Source organism: Stenotrophomonas sp. CC22-02 (assembly GCF_004365115.1).
GTDB classification, from domain to species: domain Bacteria; phylum Pseudomonadota; class Gammaproteobacteria; order Xanthomonadales; family Xanthomonadaceae; genus Stenotrophomonas; species Stenotrophomonas forensis.
Map to the genome: position 1 here is coordinate 2,309,077 of NZ_SOCO01000001.1, position 15,910 is coordinate 2,324,986.

Annotated in this window: 16 protein-coding genes and 1 pseudogene; 6 read left to right on the forward strand and 11 right to left on the reverse strand. The window is 66.8% G+C overall.

Translation table 11 applies throughout. From position 1 onward, the window contains the following. Positions 1-144 precede the first annotated feature (144 nt). Positions 145-2,253, forward strand: coding sequence for a TonB-dependent receptor (locus tag N440_RS10675; protein ID WP_133935056.1), 2,109 nt, complete (start codon positions 145-147; stop codon positions 2,251-2,253). Positions 2,254-2,298: 45 nt separating this feature from the next. Here N440_RS10675 and N440_RS10680 read toward each other — a convergent pair whose 3' ends face one another. From N440_RS10680 to N440_RS10695, 4 genes and pseudogenes are all read right to left on the reverse strand, one after another. Continuing rightward, on the reverse strand, positions 2,299-2,955 hold the full coding sequence (locus N440_RS10680; protein ID WP_243831336.1) for a hypothetical protein: 657 nt from the start codon (positions 2,953-2,955) through the stop codon (positions 2,299-2,301). Positions 2,956-3,017: 62 nt separating this feature from the next. Next, positions 3,018-3,320 (reverse strand): annotated as a pseudogene (locus tag N440_RS10685) (hypothetical protein); the annotation flags it as partial. Positions 3,321-3,334: 14 nt separating this feature from the next. Continuing rightward, a complete protein-coding gene (locus N440_RS10690; protein ID WP_133935057.1) occupies positions 3,335-3,718 on the reverse strand; it encodes a nuclear transport factor 2 family protein in 384 nt (127 codons plus the stop codon). 53 nt (positions 3,719-3,771) lie between these two features. Next, positions 3,772-4,347, reverse strand: coding sequence for a TetR/AcrR family transcriptional regulator (locus N440_RS10695; RefSeq protein ID WP_049458715.1), 576 nt, complete (start codon positions 4,345-4,347; stop codon positions 3,772-3,774). 69 nt (positions 4,348-4,416) lie between these two features. Between N440_RS10695 and N440_RS10700 the strand changes: the two genes are divergently transcribed. Further along, positions 4,417-4,962: a thioesterase family protein gene (locus N440_RS10700; RefSeq protein WP_049458716.1), complete on the forward strand. Its 546-nt coding sequence runs from the start codon at positions 4,417-4,419 to the stop codon at positions 4,960-4,962. A 6-nt stretch (positions 4,963-4,968) separates the two neighbouring features. Here N440_RS10700 and N440_RS10705 read toward each other — a convergent pair whose 3' ends face one another. Further along, on the reverse strand, positions 4,969-6,099 hold the full coding sequence (locus N440_RS10705) for an agmatine deiminase family protein (RefSeq protein WP_133935058.1): 1,131 nt from the start codon (positions 6,097-6,099) through the stop codon (positions 4,969-4,971). A gap of 105 nt (positions 6,100-6,204) precedes the next feature. On the opposite strand from N440_RS10705, the gene N440_RS10710 reads away from it, so the two are divergent. Continuing rightward, positions 6,205-7,089, forward strand: coding sequence for a LysR family transcriptional regulator (locus N440_RS10710; RefSeq protein ID WP_133935059.1), 885 nt, complete (start codon positions 6,205-6,207; stop codon positions 7,087-7,089). Here the strand turns inward: N440_RS10710 and N440_RS10715 are convergent. Together N440_RS10715 and N440_RS10720 are read right to left on the reverse strand one after the other, a co-directional pair. Continuing rightward, complete coding sequence (locus tag N440_RS10715; protein WP_133935060.1) at positions 7,058-7,846, reverse strand: SGNH/GDSL hydrolase family protein; 789 nt, start codon at positions 7,844-7,846, stop codon at positions 7,058-7,060. The genes N440_RS10710 and N440_RS10715 overlap by 32 nt on opposite strands. Positions 7,847-7,895: 49 nt before the next feature. After that, positions 7,896-8,861 carry a DUF2268 domain-containing putative Zn-dependent protease gene (locus tag N440_RS10720; protein WP_133935061.1) on the reverse strand — a complete coding sequence of 322 codons (966 nt, stop codon included), beginning with the start codon at positions 8,859-8,861 and terminating at the stop codon, positions 7,896-7,898. 138 nt (positions 8,862-8,999) lie between these two features. On the opposite strand from N440_RS10720, the gene N440_RS10725 reads away from it, so the two are divergent. Further along, entirely contained in the window at positions 9,000-9,983 is a 984-nt protein-coding gene (locus tag N440_RS10725) for a hypothetical protein (RefSeq protein ID WP_133935062.1), read from the forward strand. Positions 9,984-9,996: 13 nt separating this feature from the next. Here the strand turns inward: N440_RS10725 and N440_RS10730 are convergent, their stop codons facing one another. The 4 genes from N440_RS10730 to N440_RS10745 form a co-directional block, all read right to left on the reverse strand. Continuing rightward, a complete protein-coding gene (locus N440_RS10730; RefSeq protein ID WP_243831337.1) occupies positions 9,997-10,212 on the reverse strand; it encodes a hypothetical protein in 216 nt (71 codons plus the stop codon). 223 nt (positions 10,213-10,435) lie between these two features. Next, positions 10,436-11,191 carry a hypothetical protein gene (locus N440_RS10735; RefSeq protein WP_243831338.1) on the reverse strand — a complete coding sequence of 252 codons (756 nt, stop codon included), beginning with the start codon at positions 11,189-11,191 and terminating at the stop codon, positions 10,436-10,438. Positions 11,192-11,313: 122 nt separating this feature from the next. Then, entirely contained in the window at positions 11,314-13,776 is a 2,463-nt protein-coding gene (locus N440_RS10740) for a prolyl oligopeptidase family serine peptidase (RefSeq protein ID WP_133935064.1), read from the reverse strand. A 169-nt stretch (positions 13,777-13,945) separates the two neighbouring features. Beyond that, positions 13,946-14,275, reverse strand: coding sequence for a hypothetical protein (locus N440_RS10745; protein WP_006452927.1), 330 nt, complete (start codon positions 14,273-14,275; stop codon positions 13,946-13,948). 458 nt (positions 14,276-14,733) lie between these two features. Between N440_RS10745 and N440_RS10750 the strand changes: the two genes are divergently transcribed. After that, positions 14,734-15,510 (forward strand): HipA family kinase, encoded by a 777-nt coding sequence (locus tag N440_RS10750; RefSeq protein ID WP_133935065.1) that lies wholly within the window; start codon positions 14,734-14,736, stop codon positions 15,508-15,510. Next, the gene (locus N440_RS10755) at positions 15,488-15,889 is read left to right on the forward strand and encodes a DUF3037 domain-containing protein (protein ID WP_133935066.1); all 402 of its coding nucleotides are present in this window, start codon (positions 15,488-15,490) and stop codon (positions 15,887-15,889) included. The genes N440_RS10750 and N440_RS10755 overlap by 23 nt, the downstream gene beginning before the upstream one ends. Positions 15,890-15,910 lie beyond the last annotated feature (21 nt).

The window sequence follows — 15,910 nt, forward strand, 5'->3', positions numbered from 1 at the left end:
CAAGCTCGACTCTACAAATGCGAAGAGCAGTCGAGCATGGCTCGACTCTACAGACGCGCGGGCGGCCATACGCCGCCGATGGGTGACGCGGCGCGCGCGACCTGTTAACTTGCGCGCCACTTTAGTGGTTTACAGCAGTCCCGCATGTCGCTCTCGTCTTACCGCCCCACTCCGTCGCTGTTGTTCCTGGCCATTTCCCTTGGCCTTTCCTCCGCCGCCGCCGCCGCCCCGCAGGCCACCACGCTGGATGCGGTGCAGGTCACCGCCGCCGATGCCAGCGCCCAGGCACGCGAGGCGTTGAAGCGCGTGCCCGGCGCCAGCAACGTCATCGACGTGGCCAAGACCGACAGCCGACTGTCCAGCAGCGCCGATGTGCTGGCCTACCAGCCGGGTATCAGCGCGCAATCGCCGGGCAACGAGGGCACCAAGGTCTCCATCCGCGGCTCCGGCATCAACCGCGGCCCGGGCGCGCACGCCTCGGGTATTGCCGTGTCGATCGATGGCCTGCCGTTGACCGGACCGGGCGGCACGCCCTACGAGCTGCTGGAACCGCTGTGGCTGTCGCGCGTGGAAGTGCTGCGCGGGGCCAACGGTTTCGAGCGTGGCGCGACGGCGCTCGGCGGTGCCATCGACTACGTCAGCCGCAGCGGCCGTGATTCGGCGGGCGTGCAATTGCATTATGAAGCCGGCAGCCGTGGCTACCAGAAGCGTGGGATCAGCTGGGGCGGCGTCAGTGGTGATGTCGACTACTTCCTGGCCTACACCGATACCGAATTCGACGGTTACCAGCGCCATGCGCGCGGCGATGGCAAGGGCGCGATGGCCAACATCGGCTGGCAGATCAGCCCCGACCTGCAGACCCGCTTCTTCGTGCGCTACCGCGAAACCAATCACGAAACGCCCGGGCGCCTGACCCGCGATCAGATCCGCAACGACCCGCGTGCGGCAAATCCGGCCAACCTGGCCATTGATGCGCGCCGCCCGCAGCCGGGCAGCACGTGGGTAGGCAACGTCACCACGCTGCAGATCGATGAGGATTCCTCGCTGCAGGCCGGGCTGGTCTATCACAAGTACCCGATGGACCTGAACGAGAGCCTGTACCGCCAGCAGCTGGACTACGCCAACCTCAATGCCACGCTGGACTATCGCCACCGCCACCGCCTGTTCGGCCTGGACAGCGAAACCACGCTCGGCCTGCGCGTCACCCACGACCTGGACGCCGACGTGCGCGAGTCGCTGCGCTTTGCCAACAATGGTTATGCCGCTGGCACGCGCACACGTGACTTCCGCCACCACGGCACCGACAGCACCCTGCACGTCAGCAACACCCTCACGTTGAACGACCGCCTGCGCCTGCAGACGGGGCTGGCGCTGATCAACACCCGCCGCGATGTGCAGGTGACCTGGCCGAGCAGTGGCGGCCGCCTGCGCGACCACGATTGGGACTATGCGCCTCGACTGGGCTTCACCTGGCAGCACAGCGCACAGACGCAGTGGTTCGGCAACCTCAGCCGCTCGGTGGAAGCACCGCACCCGTGGTCGATGATCTGGGGCTCGAACCAGTACTTCGGGCCAGGCAATGGACCATCCAGCGGCCGCCAGCGCGCGCCGGTGCCGATGCAGAACCAGACCGCCACCACGCTTGAGCTGGGCGCACGTGGCGATGCTGCGCTGGGCCGCTGGGAACTGACCGGCTACTACGCGCACGTGAACCACGAACTGCTGAGCGTCGAACTGCAGCCGGTGCCGAACCTGTTCATTGCCGAGAACAACGCCAGTCCCACCGTGCACCGCGGCATCGAAGCCGGGCTGGACAGCACGCTGTGGCAGGCTGGGCCGGGTCGTCTGTCGCTGCGCCAGGCGTATACCTTCAGCGACTTCCGTTATCGGCACGATGCACGCTTCGGCAGCAACCGCCTGCCCGGCCTGCCGCGCCATGCCTACCAGGCCGAGCTGCGCTTCGATCATGCATCCGGTCTGTATGCCGCGCTGAATACCGAATACGCATCGCGTATCGCGGTGGACTACGCCAACAGCTACTGGGCTGACAGCCATCTGATCTTCGGCAGCCGCATCGGTTACGACGCACCCAATGGCCGCTGGCAGGCCTGGGCGGAGATGCGCAACATCGGCGACCGCCACTACGCCGCCACGGTCACGCCGGGCTATGACGATGCGGGCAGGGACGTGGCCCGCTCTACGCCGGGCGAAGGCCGTGGCATCTACGCGGGTGTGCGCTGGCGATTTGATTGATCGCGGCAGGCGGCGCCGGAGCGGATCCGGCGCCGTCGTCAGAGGTCAGCTGATGCGCCAGGCGGGCATGCGCTCGCTGCGTTTCCAGATGGACGGCGCGAAGCCGATCAACACCAGCGCCGCCAGCCACTTCGGTGAGGTGTTCAGCAGAGTGGAAGTGAGCGAGCCATCAGCGACGGCACCTTCCTGCCACGGGTTGTAACCCAGGTAGACAATGCTGCCCACCCACCACAGCAAGGCCACGCCGACACCCACCACCATCAGGGCCAGCGTGCGGCAGGTCCAGCGCTGCGAGGGGGTGCCCCATTCGCGGGATATCGCCACCAGCAGGCCCACCAGCAGCAGCGAGATCAGTGCCACCAGGCCGATATCGACCTTCGGTCCAATGCGCTCATAGGCGCAGGCGCGGCAGCCCGCCTCTTCCGCTGCAATGGCTACTTCAGCGCCTTCGGCCTGCCCCGCCGCAGCGGGCGCCGACTGTGCCAGTGCTGCAAACGGCATCAGCACGGCCAGCAGCAGCATCATCATCCAACGAAACAACGTCCTGTTCCTGCGTGCAGCGACATCCATGCGCTCTTCCTCGTCAGTGGTTGTGTGTACCAGCGGGCGTTCGGATAGCCAGCGCCGCTGTTCCAGATGCAGTACGACAAGCTCCCGAAAGGTGAAACCACCCGGACACGAATCCTGGGCGACCGCGATCATAGCCCACTGTCCATTGCCGCTGAAAACGAGCCGGGGCTGGCCATATGAAGGACGCCCCCCAGCTACAGCGTCCGGATGACCTGCAGCAGAGGGGTCGCACCGGGCGCGAGTTCCTGCGCGAACCCGCCCAGCATCGCGAAGAACAGCAGCAACCCGAGCAGCGGCCAGGTCGTATGCGACACGCATACCCGCCACCACCCTTGCTGCTGCATGCCCTGCATGCGCCGGTACAGGCCTCCGGCGATGGCCGCGTCCACCAGCAGTTCAGCCATCAGCACCGGCGCCGACCACACCACCCACACGCCGGCCAGCGCGACGGTCGCCACCAGCGCGACGAGGCCCAGGATCGCCAGCAACCGCAGGCCCATGCGGCCGTTCCTCAGCTGCGGTCGATGATCCGCACGATGCGACCGCCCTCAAATGCGAACTCGCTGCGTCCCTGCAGTGCCAGTTCCGTGCCCGCACTGGGGCCATCGGGAATGTCCTGCGCGAACACACCACGCCAGCCGATGCTGGCCAGCGCCACGTCGTCATTGAAGGTCAGTTCGAGCAACTGCTGCTCACGCTCGAGGAACATCTGCGCCGATTGCCGTGCCAGTTCGCCGAAGGCGTCGATGCCTTCGGTGACCATCGTCAGCTGGCCATCACTGTGGTTCTCGAAGCGCACGTTGTGCGCCAGCACCGCCAGCATCGCATCGATGTCGAAACGGTTGTAGGCCTGCAGGTAGTGCTCGATCAGGTGGCGGCAGTGCGATTCGTGCATGGCGGCGTCCAGTCGTGGGCTGCTGGCGAGTCTGGCCTGCCAGCAGCGGCCGATCAAGGCGGCGCGGCGGCCTTCAGCAACTGCGCAGCCACCTGGTCGAACGGGGCGATATCCTGCAGCGCGCGGCACATCGCCACCGCCCCTTCCACGCTGGCGATCACCAGGCTGGCCAGCTCACCAGCGGCGGCCGGTGCATGCCCTTCCGCAATGAAGGCCGAGGCCAGGTGGCCCTGCCAGCGCGCGAACACCTCGGCGGCGGCCGCACGCGGCTGGCTGGACATCGCCTCCACCGGTTCCTCCACCGCAGCGGCCAGCACCGGGCAGCCGGCGCGGAAACCGGACCGCAGCAGGCGCTCGCGCCACATCGCCAGGAACTGCTGCAGGCCCTGCACCGCCCCGCCCTCCAGCAGCTCCACCAGCAGTGCCTCCACCTTGTCGCCGGCCATGTGGGTGGCGCGCGCCAGCAGCTCCTGCTTGCCGCCGGGAAAATGGTGATAGGTGGAGCCCAGCGGCGCCTCGGCCAGCTTGGTCACCTCGCGGATGCTGGTGGCATTGAGGCCCACGCGCGCCAGCATCTGTGCCGCGGCATCAATCACGCGTTGAGGCGCATCAGAGGGTCGCGGGCTCACGGCAGGCTCCTTGCTAAGACAGTCGTCATAGATTAGCGTACCGGCCGTTCTATAACAGTCGTCATAGCCATGAATCTCTGGTTCCGCCTGCTCCACCTGCTGCTGTGCAGCCTGTTCCGGCCGAAGCTGGACGCCCCGTTCGGGGTCTCGCGGCTGCAGTTCCGGGTGCTGCCCAACGACCTGGACAGCAACCTGCATATGACCAATGGCCGCTACTGGAACATCTTCGACCTGGGCCGGCTGGACCTGATCCTGCGCATGGGCCTGGGCCGGGTGGCGCTGCGCGAGAAATGGGCGCCGATCGTCGGCGCCGGCACCATCCAGTTCCGCCGCGAGCTGAAGCCGTTCCAGCGCTTCACCCTGGAAACGCGGCTGGTCGGCTGGGTCGGCTCACGCGGCATCATGGAGCAACGCGTACTGATCGGCGCCGAGCAGAAGATCGCCACCCGCGCACTGCTGGTCACCGGCATCTACGACCGTCGCGCGCGGCAGTTCCTTGGCATGCCGAAGATGATGGAGGCGATTGGTGTGGTCGCCCCGCCCTCGCCGCCGCTGAGTGCGGCCGCCGAGGCGCTGCTGGCCGCCGATGCCGCCTTGAAGCAGGACGACGCCTGAGGCTGGTCACTCCACCTTCGGCATGTTCTTGGTCACGCAATGGATGCCGCCGCCGCCACCGGCAATCGCATCGATGTCCACCTGTTCAATCACGCGGCCCGGATACAGGTCTTCCAGCAGCTCACGGCAGTAGCCGTCGGCGGCATCATCACCGAACTGCGGCGCGACCACCGCGCCGTTGATCGGCAGGTAGTTGATGTAGCCCATCGCCAGATCGTCGTTGTCGCGGGTATGCACGTTGTCGCGCCCGTCCAGCGGCGGCGGCAGCGTATGCACCTGCAGGCGACGGCCATCGGCATCGCTGGCCCCGCGCAGGATCTGCAGGTGCTCGCGGGTCAGGTCGTAGTCGTAGGACTCCGGATCGTTGTCGAGGTTGGCGATCACCACGCCTGGACGCACGAAGCGCGCGTAGAAGTCCACGTGTGCATCGGTGATGTCCTCGCCGGCGATACCGGGCAGCCAGATGATCTTGCGCAGGCCGAGGTGGTGCTTCAGCTCGGCTTCGATATCCGCGCGCGACCAGTCCGGATTGCGGTTGCGGTTCACCCAGCAGCTCTCGGTGAGGATGGCGGTGCCATGGCCATCGACTTCGATGCCGCCGCCCTCGCCCACCAGGTCACTTTCCAGCAGCGTTGCGCCGGTTACCTGCGCCAGCCAGGGTGCCACCGCACCATCGTTGCGCGCGCTCTGCTTGCCACCCCAGCCGTTGAAGTTGAAGTCGACCAGGCCCAGGCCGCCCCTTCCGTTGGTGACGAAGCAGCCGCCGTAGTCGCGCACCCATATGTCATCCAGCGGCACCTCGAGGAACTCGATGTTGTCGCGGCCGCAGCGATCCTGCGCCTGCTTCAACTGCGCCGGGCGGCACAGCACGCTGACCGGCTGATGGCGGGCGATGGTGCGCGCCAGCCTCGCCACGGCGGTGTTCACCGCATCGGCCTGCGCGCCCCACACGCGCGGCTGCGCAGCGAAGGCCAGGAACACGCGTTCCTGCGGGCCGTGCTCGTCTGGCATGCGCCAGATGCCTGCGCCCGGCGCCGCCGCCGCGCGACCCGGCAGCCCGGCCAGACCCAGGGCGGCCAGGCCGCCAAGACCGGCGGCGCCCGCCAGCTGGGTGAGGAAGTGACGTCGGTTGCTCATGACAGGCTCCAGGGCCGGTGTGGGATGGACGCTATGCTGCGCTTGCCGACCCATAAGAACAAACGATAGATTCAGCCATCATCTGAACAGTTCTGCTTATCTGAAATGCTCAAGCACTGGCCACCGCTGAACGCCCTGCGGGGTTTCGAAGCCGCCGCCCGGCTCGGCAGCTTCCATCGTGCGGCCGAGGAACTGCACCTGAGCCAATCGGCCATCAGCCAGCAGATCCGCGGCCTGGAAGACGCCCTGCAGCAGCCGCTGTTCTTCCGCCAGGGTCGCAGCGTCACCCTCACCGACGCCGGCCTTGATCTGCTGGAAACCACCCAGTCCCTGCTGCGCCAGCTGGCCAGCGGCATCCGCCGGCTTGACCAGTACCGCAAGCCGAATCAACTGATCGTCAACACCAGCCCGGCCTTCGCCCGTCATTGGCTGGTGCCGCGCCTGGCGGAGTTCCATCGCCTGAATCCTGAGGCCGACCTCTGGCTGCTGACCAGCGAGGAAGCACCTGACATGACCACGCAGACACTGGACGTGACGGTGCGTGATGACCTCGACTCACAGGCGCAGTGCCAGCATCGGGTGCTGCTGCAGGACCGTCTCTATCCGGCCTGCCATCCGGCCCTGCTCGCCACACCTGTGCACGAACGACTCACCCTGCATGGCGAACGCGAAATGGACTGGAGCCAGTGGCAGGTACAGGGCGGCGCGGACGTGGGCCAGCGCCGTGAGGGCATGAATTTCTCCGAGCCCGGGCAGCTTCTGGATGCTGCATGCGAGGGGCTGGGCATCGCGCTGGTGAGCGAGCTGCTGGCCGCGCGCGCCTGCGAGCAGGGGCTGCTGCAACCGCTGGATGATGCACGCGTGCGCGGCCCGCGTTGGAGTTGGCTGGTGCACCAGGACAGCGCGGCCGATCCGCTGGTGATCAGTTTCTGCGAATGGTTGCTGGGGAGCCTGCCGGCTACGGCGACGCCTGCTCCAGCGCGCGCTTGATCGCCGCCTCAGCCAACGGCGACATCACTTCATAGCCCTTCGCGGTCGGATGCACGCCGTCGTCGGCCAACCGCGGGTCGAGGCCGCCAGCGGCATTGGCCATCGGCGTGTAGTAGTCCAGATACAGCAGCTGCTTCGCATCGGCATAGCGCTTCAAGGCAGCGTTCAACGCACGCACCTGGGGCGCAGGCGTGATGCCCGGCATCCATGGGTACTCGCTGACCGGCAGCACCGAGGCCAACACCACGCGGATGCCATGCGCGCGCGCAAGATCCACCATCGCGTGCAGGTTGTCTTCGATCATCCCCTGCGTGGATGGGCCGGTATTGCCGGCGATGTCGTTGGTGCCGGCCAGGATCACCACCACCTGCGGATGCAGCGCCAGCACGTCCTGCGGGAAACGCAGCAGCATCTGCGCCGTGGTCTGGCCACTGATGCCACGGTTGAGCCAACCCTTGCCCGGGAAGAACGAGGCACTGCCTTCCCTGCCCCAACCTTCGGTAATCGAATCACCGAAGAACACCACGCGTGGTTGACCGGGCACTGCCGCAGGCAGCTGTGCGTTGGTGTCGCGATAGCGCTGCAGCTGCGGCCAGTCGGCCAGTTGCTGCTGCATGAAGCGCACCTCGTCCGGGCGCAGCTGTTCAACAGGCTTGACCAGCAACGGATTGACCGCCGCCTGTTCGGCCGCCTCCACAGGCGCGCTCAGGGCCATGGCAACGGCGATTGCAGCGGCAAGCAGCAGGGATCCACGCATGCGGGTTCTCCGGATGACCAGACCCGCAGTCTAGCGCTGCGCACCCGGCTCATCGCGAAGCGGTACGCGCCGCCACGCCGGTCACCTTCGCCGGCATCCACATGCCCGGCGTCCAGCCGCTGGCGGCCAGGATGGTCTTCGGGTCGTCCTGCTGGATCAGCGCACGCACCGCGTCACGCTTGTCCCTGGCCTGCAGGTAGTAGGCCTTGGCAATGCGGTAACCCACCCAGTAGCCCAGGTCGTAGGGCTCCTGCGAACCGGGCGTGTAGTTGTACAGCCACGGCGACAGATCGGTGCTGTCCAGGTCCAGTGCGAATGCGCTTTCGATATGCACTTCGCGGCCGCGTGTCCACGCGGCATGGCGGGCATTGCCCACGTTGCCGGAAATCAGTTCGGTGATGAACTCGGCGATGCCCTCACCCAGCGACACGCGCAGTACCGTCGCATGCGGATCGCCCGGCTCGAAGTCGGTCAGCCCGGTCTGCTGGATGTGCACGTACTCGTGCGCGATCACGTGCACGAAACGATCCTGCACGTTGGGATTCATGAAGTCGGCCGCACACAGTGCTTCCAGGCCGATGATCACCCCACTCTTCGAGGTCAACCCGACGGGCCTGCCGCGCCCCACCGCGATGGTCACCGGCGGGAACCGGGTCTGCGGGTAGATGGCCTGCAGGTTGGCGAACACGCGCACCAGGCGCTGCTTCACCACCGGAAGCTCGGCCAGGCAGTTTCGTCCCTGTGCGTACAGCTCGGGCTGGGCGGCCATGGCTTCGGCAATCCGTTCGGGAGTGACCCGCCGCGCCTTGGCCAACTCCGCCAGGCCCGCCGAGCCCTCGGCCATGTACCCACGCAGCTGTGCAACGCTGGGCTTGCCGCCGGCAGCGTCGTACAGCGCGTAGAAGCGGGTGACATCCTCGGTGAGGATCTGCGGTGCGGCCGGCTCCGCCGCCATGGCCATGCCAACCGCCCCGGTACAGGCCAGGGCCAACAGGCCGCGCAGGATCATGAACATCGCTCCGTCCTTGGTGGAGTGCATGCAAGGCGCGCAATTTACCACTCTGCCCGGGCCGCCGCAGCAGGCGGGTGCGGCCGCTCCGGCGCTGTGCCAGACTCGCTTCGGCACCCGCCACGGATGATGGAGCACCGCACGATGATGATCGTCCCCGCGTACTGGGCCGAAGCCCGCCTGCAGGCCCGTTTCCGCGGTCGGCCGGTGGTCGTGCGCCGCTTCGGCTGGTCCGACGAAGGCCCGGCCGAGGCCCAGGGGCACGCCGACCGGCGTGCCAATGAAGCCCTCAACGCCATCCTTGCCGGGCAGGCACTGCCGCGTCGTGAGGTGCGCAGCAACTACGGTGTGGAAGGTGTTCCGATCCGCGAGCAGATCGTGCGGCGCGACGGCGATGTCATCATCACCCGCAACAGCTACGGTGCGCTGTGCCTGAACACCCCGGACGTGCTGTTCGCCGACATCGACCACGCGCCGCCCCCGGCAGGTTGCGTGATGCCCGCCCTCATCGCGGCGGTGCTGCTGTTTGCCGGCGCCATCATCGGCACCCTGCTCTGGCACTGGCTGGTGGGACTGGTGCTGGGCGTGGCGGCAGTGGTGCTGGTGAACATGGCGCTGCTGATGCAACGCAGGCGCCGACTGGCGGCGGCCGGTGGTGCCGAGGGTGTGGCCCTGCAGCGGGTCGCGGCCTTCAGCGGGCAGCACCCGGATTGGCACCTGCGCGCCTACCGGACGCCAGCCGGACTGCGCGTGCTGGCCATGCACGCCACGTTCCCACCCGAGGACGAACAGCTGCAGGCGTTCTTCAAGGCACTGGGCGCCGACACCCTTTACGCGCGCATGTGCCGGTTGCAGCATTGCTTCCGCGCACGGCTGACACCCAAACCGTGGCGCGTCGGCCTGAAGTACCGCATCCGCCCGCCGGTGGCCGCGTGGTCAGCCGAGCAGGCCAACAACCCGGACCGCCTGGCCTGGATTGCCGACTACGAGAAGAAGAGCGCTGGCTTCGCGGCCTGCGCCTATCTGCGCAGCTTTGGTGATACCACGCGGACCCACGCCAAGGCCGAACATGTGCGCGACCTGCATGATCGCCTGTCGCACGCGCTGGACCGTCTGCCGCTGGCCTGAGCGCGGCAGACGCTCAGTCAGCGCCCTGCACGAACGGCTGCCCTGCCAGGGTAGTGCCCAGCCGCACCGCGACCTGCTGATCGCCCTTCTCAAAGGTTGTTGCACACTGCTTTCCGCCCTTCTGGCATCCAACTTCCGGAAAGCCCTCCAGCGATTCCGGCGCGCCCTGCAGCGGTTTCACCTGCCATCCCGCAGCATCCAGCAGGCGCTTGGCCTTGGCGTAGGGCATACCGGCGATGATCCCCAGCTGCGCCAGCTCGGTGGGCAGTGGCTGCGCACCTGCAGTCGAGACCAGGACCAAGGACAACGTTGCAGCAACAAGGATGGCTTTCATTGCACCGACCCGGGACGAACTCACAGGGTCAGCCTAGCCCATTTGCCTGATGCGGGAATGTGCCGGTAACACGCCGTTACCGAGCCTCCACAGTTGATTGCAGAGCACGCCTGATCGATCACTCTGCGCGCCGTCTGCGCCAGGCACCACAGTCCAGCGACTCCAGTGCGAGGTCACTGCGCAACCGGTCCTGCAGCCACCCCATCTGGAATCGGTTGCGCGACGCTTCGCCGTCCGGCAGCAGCGCATTCACCGCTTCGCTCAATGCCGGGCGCCACTCTTCCTGCGCGCCGGCCAACACCTGTTGATCGAACTCCGCCGACGGCAGGCGCTTCCAGGGCAGCATCATCGTCGCCTGCGATGTCGATGCCAGTACGACATCCGGGCGTCCCGGCCGGGTCACCACCACGGTCATCATCGGGTAATCGTCGGTCCAGAGACCTTCAAAATGACGTGCCACACGTGCCTGCAGGCTCGAGGTGGCCAGCGCCTGGCGGGCGAATGCACGCTGCTGGTCGAACGAGCATGCGCCCGGCTGCAGGCTGCGCAGCCCCGGGTCCAGCCCCAGTATCGCGGCCCGGTCGAGCCGCGAACTGATCAGATTCACTGTGGCTTCTCGGGTCAGTGGTGCTGTCTGCAGCGCGGCCTCGAGCGCCGCCATGGCGTCGACCGGTAGCAGTTCAGGCAGGCGCGCCTTCACGTCAGGCGCATCCACCACCTGCACACGGGTGGTCATGCCATAGGCATCGCGCTGGATGAGCCAGTGCTCCGACACCGAACCCCAGCCAGACCAGTCGTACGCCACGTGCACGCTCATCCGTGGCGGGACCGCCATGGCAACCGGAGAGACCAACAGCGCAGCCAGTGCCAGCAATCCGGTATTCATGAGGCCTCCCTATCCCTTTCAAACAGCAGCCCAGCGCAGGTCCGGTTCCACCGGATGCAGACAGGCCGCCCGAGGGCGACCTTCTGCAACGCCGTCGAGCACGCTCGACGCTACTTGGCGTTCTTCACGTAGGTGTCGAACCAGTTCAGCATTTCCGCCACCAGCTGCTCGTTCGATTCCAGCGCGGTGTACCAGTGCGGTTCGTTCGGCAGCATCACCAGGCGGGTGGTACCGCCGTTGCCACGGATGGCCTGGTACAGCTTGCGCGACTGGAACGGTTCGGTACCCGGGTTGGCGTCGTCCTCGCCGTGCACCAGCAGCAGCGGCAGCTTGATCTTGTCGGCATAGAAGAACGGCGAGGCCTTCAGGTACACGTCCTGCGCCTGCCATACCGAGCGACGCTCGTTCTGGAAGCCGAACGGGGTGAAGGTCTTGTTGTACGAACCACTGGTGGCCACGCCCGCCTTGAAAAGATTGGTGTGCGCGATCAGGTTGGCGGTCATCAAGCCACCATGGCTGTGACCGGTCACGCCGATGCGGTTACGGTCAACCACGCCCATGTCCACCGCCTTGTCCACCGCCGCCTTGGCGTCGGCTTCCAGCTGCTCAAGGTAGGTGTCATAGGCATTCTTCGGGTCGCCCACGATCGGGAACGAGGCGTTGTCGATGATCGCGTAGCCGGCCAGCAGCATCAGGCGGTACGGCTGCAGGCGGGTGAAGGTCTGCTGCGAACCGGACACCTGGCCAGCCTGCGCGGCGTTGGCGAAGTCGGCCGGGTAGGCGTACAGGATCGCCGGCACGCGCTGTCCTTCCTTGTAGCCCGGCGGCGTGTACAGGGTGAACGACAGGTCCACGCCATCGGCACGCTTGTAGGTCACCAGCTGCTTCTTGATCTGGCGCACTTCCGGGGTCGGGTCAACCAGTCTGGTCAGCGCAGTGGCGCTGGAGGCGAACTGCGCCTCGCCGGCCTTCGCATCGGCCACCGCCTCACCCTGCTGGCGGATGAAGGCGTTCGGCGGATCGATCACCGACTGGTGCCAGGTCAGGTAGCGGCCCGGCGTGGCGCTGAAACCGAGGAACTGCTCGTAGGCGTCGGCACTGCTGCGGAACAGGCGCTCGCTCTTCAGCGTGCCCAGGTCCAGGCGGTCGAGGAACGGGCGGTCGCCCTGCGGTGAAGCGCCACGGCCGCTGAGGAATACATGGTTGCCTTCACGACGCACGACCTGCGCGCCGTTCGGCAGGCGGGTGAAGACCAGGTTGCCGGGGTTGCCGTACAGCTCATCGCTGGACATGTCCCACAGCAGGCGCCCTTCCTTCTTCGGCTGGTCCACATCGACGATGCGGGTCTGCATCCAGTGACGGTTCTCGTCGTTCTCGTACTGGAAGGCCACGGCCGCATCGGCGGTCCACGCGAAGCCTTCGAAACGCTGCGCGGTGCGGGTGATTTCGGTCGGCTTGCCGTTGAACGGGGCCTTCAGCATCAGCACGCGATCACGGTGCGGCACGTTGACCTTCCAGTCGCCCTTGTCCAGCGCTTCGGCATAGACCAGGGTGGCCGGATCGGTGGCGCGCCAGTCGAAACCGCGCGGGCCTTCCGGCACGCCGTGCACCGGCACACGATCGGCCAGCGGCAGGCTGGCGATCGCGGTGGTCTTGCCGCTGGCGATGTCCAGCACCGCCACGTCGTTGGCGAAGCGCTGGTAGGTCACCGCATGCGAATACGGGGCCTTGATCGACTCGGTCAGCACATGCACGCCATCGGGTGCGGCGCTGACCTCGTTGAACAGCGCCGGCTGCCCGACCGGGCGCACGCTGCCAGCCGCAGTATCGACCACCGCCAGCTGCGAGGCGCCGTAGTAGGCGAACAGCTTTTCGTCATGCACGCTGGTCAGCGTATCGCGCGCTTCATAGGTGCTGCTCTCGCCGCTGCTGCCCAGCGATTCCTGCGCGTCAGGTCCGGTCGGCACACCGCCATTGGACGGTGCCGGGCCCTGGTTGGCCGGCACCAGTTTCACCAGCAGGTTCTGGCTGCCACCCAGCCACTGCACGGTGTTGCCGAAGATCGGGTTCAGCTGCACGTTCGGCACCTGCTTCACCTGGCCGGTGGCGGCATCGCCCACCCACAGCTGCACGCTGGTGTCGACCGCATTCTGGAAGGCGAAGTGGCTGCCATCGGCCGACCACAGCGCGCCGGTGGCGCAGCCCTGCGGCAGGTTTACTTTGGTTTCCTTGCCGCTGCCGATATCGACCAGGGTGAAGTCGGCCACGCAGGCCGGAATGCCATAGCCGCCGGGGGTGTCATGGCGGCTGCGGTTCTTCGGCTCCAGGCGCACGCCGGCCAGCTTCAGATAGGGCTGGGCCACGCGGCTGATCGACGGATAGGTCTGCGCAGTGGTCAGCAGCAGGCGCTGGCCACCCGGTGCCACGTTCGGCGCCGGCGGCGGCGGTGCCTTGAGCACCTTGAGCAGGTGTTCCGGCGGCTTCGCGTAGTCGGCAAGCGCCGGGCCAGCGGCCAGCAGGCCGACGGTGGCAACGGCAACGGCCGCCGCCAGAGAGGTTCGACGGATCAGCATCCTTATCCCCTGGGGTGTGAATGGGCGCCCGAGGACGGGCAAGGGCCCGAATCTAGCACCGCAGGGGCTGTAGTGAATGGGCCGGAAGGACTAGTGGCCGGATGGGGCAAAGTGAGCCACGCCTGGTCAGGCCGGCAACGGTCCGGCACCTGCCAGGCGTGGCCTGGCACTACTGCTGCGCGTGCAGATCCCAGGTGGCCAGGTAGTCCGGGTCGACCACGATCATGCCGCTGTTCCGCATCCGGTACTCACCGGGCTCGGCTCGCTGGTACTGGTCGAGCATCGGTGGCAGGTAGCGCTCATGACCATCATCTTCATCGGCCAGCACCACGCCTTCGTCGGCACTGATGCGCAGCACAGTGCCCGCGTACTGCTCCAGACCCTGCACCTGGCCGTCGCCGCCATAGCGGGTGACACCAACCAGCACGAGCTTGCCGATCATTTCCTCGGCCTTGGCATCGTCCAGGGGCGGCAACATGGGATTGAATTCGTCGCTCATCGGTGCACCTCCAAAGCCTGTGGGGACATCGTGGATTCGGCGGCCGCCCACGTTGCCACTGCCGGCGGCAACGCAGGGGTTCATCTCGGGGCGCAACTCTCTGGATCGCAGGACCCACCGGGCAACGCCGGGGGCGCGAGGTGTGAACGGTGTCTGCAGCTGCGGGGGCGGCCATCCGTGCCGGTGCCGTGACCGTGTCAGGCCAAGGTCAACACCACGCGTTGCGTTGCATGCAGGGTGAAGCGTGACAGCTGCACTGTAGCGGCATGACGGCCTCCTGTTGAAGGTCACACGCGGGCGTGTTGCTCCGTTGGAACGAATGCTGCCACTGCGCGCGGAAGGAAGAAGTGAAGATTGCCGGCGGCCCGTACAAGGCGATTCGCGCGGTGCCCGTTCATCAAGCTGGCGCGTCGTTCCGCTGCGGCGCGTCTCCCGCGGCGCCACGCTAGAATGCGCGCATGCGCACCGTACATGCCCTCCGCTACATCACCCCGCTGCGGGAAGGTGGCTCCCTGCCCGCCGTGGTCGAGACCGACGACGACGGCATGGCCGTGCTGAAATTCCGTGGTGCCGGCCAGGGACCGAAGGCGTTGATCGCCGAGCTGATCGCTGGCGAGATGGCGCGCACGCTGGGCCTGCCGATTCCGGAGATCCTGTTCGTGGAACTGGACCGCGAATTCGCCCGCACCGAGCCTGACCCGGAAATCCAGGAACTGATCCGTGCCAGCGAGGGCCTGAACCTGGGCCTGGACTACCTGCCCGGCGCGATCAACTACGATCCGGCGGCAATGCCCGTGGATGCCGACCTGGCCTCGCGCATTGTCTGGTTCGATGCGTTCACCAGCAATGTCGATCGCACTACGCGCAATCCCAACCTGATGGTGTGGCATCGAAAGCTGTACCTGATCGACCACGGTGCGGCGATGTACTTCCATCACGATTGGGCCAACGCCGGCGATGCCTGCGAGAAACCCTTCGTGCTGATCCGCGACCATGTGCTGCTGTCGTTCGCCAGCCGCATCGCCGAGGTGGATGCCAAACTGGCCGCACGCCTGAGCGATGCCGAGATCGAGCGCATCGTCGGCCTGGTGCCGGACAGCTGGCTGGTCGACGAGCCAGCATTCGACAGCCCGCAGGCCTACCGCCAGGGTTACATCAGCTACCTCAAGCACCGCCTGAAGGTGCGTGCGGTGTTCGTGCAGGAGGCCATCCGTGCCCACGCTGCACACGTATGACTATGCGGTCATCCGCGTGGTACCGCGGGTGGAACGCGAAGAGTTCATCAACGTCGGGGTGATCGTGTCCTGCCCCGGCGCGCGTCATCTGGAAGCGGCCATCGAGATCGATCCGGCACGCCTGTACGCGTTCGCCCCGGCGCTGGACCAGGAGGCGCTGCAGCCGTGGCTGGATGCGATCGTGGCGATCTGCCGTGGCGACGCCAGCGCCGGGCCGATCGCGCAGCTGCCGGCACGCGCGCGCTTCCATTTCCTCACCGCCAAGCGCAGCTCGATCGTGCAGATGTCGAGCACGCACGTGGGTCGTACCTGCGATCCCGCGGGTGTGGTGGAGCATCTGATGACGAAGATGGTGCGCGTGCCGGCACCGACCGGGTAGCGTCGACTGCCGTTCGCGAAA

What these genes read in the sequence shown, in the direction of transcription:
- N440_RS10675 (WP_133935056.1), top strand. Translation starts at nt 145, where the DNA reads ATGTCGCTCTCGTCTTACCGCCCCACTCCGTCGCTGTTGTTCCTGGCC.
- N440_RS10680 (WP_243831336.1), bottom strand. Translation starts at nt 2,955, where the DNA reads ATGATCGCGGTCGCCCAGGATTCGTGTCCGGGTGGTTTCACCTTTCGG.
- N440_RS10690 (WP_133935057.1), bottom strand. Translation starts at nt 3,718, where the DNA reads ATGCACGAATCGCACTGCCGCCACCTGATCGAGCACTACCTGCAGGCC.
- N440_RS10700 (WP_049458716.1), top strand. Translation starts at nt 4,417, where the DNA reads ATGAATCTCTGGTTCCGCCTGCTCCACCTGCTGCTGTGCAGCCTGTTC.
- N440_RS10705 (WP_133935058.1), bottom strand. Translation starts at nt 6,099, where the DNA reads ATGAGCAACCGACGTCACTTCCTCACCCAGCTGGCGGGCGCCGCCGGT.
- N440_RS10710 (WP_133935059.1), top strand. Translation starts at nt 6,205, where the DNA reads ATGCTCAAGCACTGGCCACCGCTGAACGCCCTGCGGGGTTTCGAAGCC.
- N440_RS10715 (WP_133935060.1), bottom strand. Translation starts at nt 7,846, where the DNA reads ATGCGTGGATCCCTGCTGCTTGCCGCTGCAATCGCCGTTGCCATGGCC.
- N440_RS10720 (WP_133935061.1), bottom strand. Translation starts at nt 8,861, where the DNA reads ATGTTCATGATCCTGCGCGGCCTGTTGGCCCTGGCCTGTACCGGGGCG.
- N440_RS10725 (WP_133935062.1), top strand. Translation starts at nt 9,000, where the DNA reads ATGATGATCGTCCCCGCGTACTGGGCCGAAGCCCGCCTGCAGGCCCGT.
- N440_RS10730 (WP_243831337.1), bottom strand. Translation starts at nt 10,212, where the DNA reads ATGCCCTACGCCAAGGCCAAGCGCCTGCTGGATGCTGCGGGATGGCAG.
- N440_RS10740 (WP_133935064.1), bottom strand. Translation starts at nt 13,776, where the DNA reads ATGCTGATCCGTCGAACCTCTCTGGCGGCGGCCGTTGCCGTTGCCACC.
- N440_RS10745 (WP_006452927.1), bottom strand. Translation starts at nt 14,275, where the DNA reads ATGAGCGACGAATTCAATCCCATGTTGCCGCCCCTGGACGATGCCAAG.
- N440_RS10750 (WP_133935065.1), top strand. Translation starts at nt 14,734, where the DNA reads ATGCGCACCGTACATGCCCTCCGCTACATCACCCCGCTGCGGGAAGGT.